This window comes from Ruegeria sp. HKCCD7255, from assembly GCF_013031565.1.
Classification (GTDB): Bacteria; Pseudomonadota; Alphaproteobacteria; order Rhodobacterales; family Rhodobacteraceae; genus Ruegeria.
The window spans coordinates 1-1,498 of the sequence record NZ_WQAG01000034.1; the positions used below are offsets into that span (position 1 = coordinate 1).

1 protein-coding gene is annotated in these 1,498 nt (G+C 47.3%); it reads right to left on the reverse strand.

From position 1 onward, the window contains the following. Positions 1-346 precede the first annotated feature (346 nt). Positions 347-1,279: a hypothetical protein gene (locus tag GOX45_RS21895; RefSeq protein ID WP_171104086.1), complete on the reverse strand. Its 933-nt coding sequence runs from the start codon at positions 1,277-1,279 to the stop codon at positions 347-349. Between the last annotated feature and the right edge of the window lie 219 nt (positions 1,280-1,498).

The following is a 1,498-nucleotide window of genomic DNA, read 5'->3' on the forward strand; positions in this document are numbered from 1 at the left end:
TTTTTCATTCCAGCATTATGATAGCAGCGACCTTAGCAAACTAAATTTTGAAGTAGCAGATATTTGGGTTTTAGCCTCTACTCTGAGTTCAATTCGGCCATCTTACCAATTTTCTTAGATGTCCCGTAAGTGCCGCTAAGCTGTCCTTTGTAATGTGAAGCCGATCTTTCCGCCGTGAATAACATCTTCGCTCGATTGCGGACACTGCGTTAGAATTCAGCCACGACCGCGACGCAGTCATCGCAGCCTTTGGTCAGAGACAATCTCCTAACTTATGACATGTTTTTTCCTATCTCTTAACTTTGCATGCGCGTACTCGATCGTTTATTCATAGGCATCGTAAGACCTATAGCTTTCTGGATACAGGTGGATTGCGGCGCAAAACACGCGACCAGTGTTTGTCTAGCCAGAATATCCACTCCTGAGGATATAGTCGCAGGAGATGTTCAAGTTCACTAACCCAGTTTTGAGTTGTGGATACTAGATCCCCTCCAGCCATAACACTTTGGCCCAAAACCAAATGCAATTCCGTTTCGGTCTGTACTACAGTCGCAGGTAGTATCGGGACCCCTGCCTTTTGGGCATATCTTGCTGGCCAGGTTTGAACACCAATGATCTCACCGAACGCCGACACAGCGGCGAGATCACGTGCTGGGCTCAAGGCTTGCGTGGGCGGCTCATCAATGCGATCAACCATCGCGACCACGATCCCACCTCGTTTTAATGTTCTCAAAATGATCCTTGCAACGGAAGTTGGATCCGCTTCCCGCACATCTACAAACTCGCATCCAACACTATGATAAAGTCTATGTTGAGCTTCGGCACGGTTTTTGTCTTTTGACACCCGAACAATCGATAATATGGGGTACGAGTTCGATAGGCATCGGGCCATCGGTATCGCGCCGTGGGCGTGAGGTAAGACGAGGATAAAACTCCCATTCTCAAAGAGCCGTTCAAATCTTTCACGATCCTCGACAATTAAAGTTTCGTCGATTTCTTCACCGAAGCCATGCCGTATCCTTTCTGCACGATCAAAACCCAGCAAAAGCTTCCGCACGTATTCCTTAAACAACCGCCTAGGTGAGGGTTGGTCCACATGCGCCGATAGTGCGGTTGCGGTATATCGGACATGATTTCCCGGAAGCACATAGATCAATCCAAGAACCCAACCGACAACGGCATAGAAGAGCTTTCTGACAGGTCTGGAACGTCGGGCAAGCCAGCCAGAAAACGTTTCATAGGCGAGAAATATGCGGTCCTTTGTTTTGGTGAAACTCATATAGGCTGCCCAATTCTGAAAATACTAATACACAGTAAGCGATCAGTTTCTGCAATATCCTCATTTCTGCCTAGCAGCGGTACAAAAAAGGCCGAGCAATTATGATTGCCAAAATGTCAGCTTCTTCCGTTGGCACCATGAGAGCTCGCACATACAGAAAATGTCCAAAAACTGTTTACCTTAGAATGCCGTGAGTGAGATTGAGGTCTGCTTTGGGCT

What these genes read in the sequence shown, in the direction of transcription:
- GOX45_RS21895 (WP_171104086.1), bottom strand. Translation starts at nt 1,279, where the DNA reads ATGAGTTTCACCAAAACAAAGGACCGCATATTTCTCGCCTATGAAACG.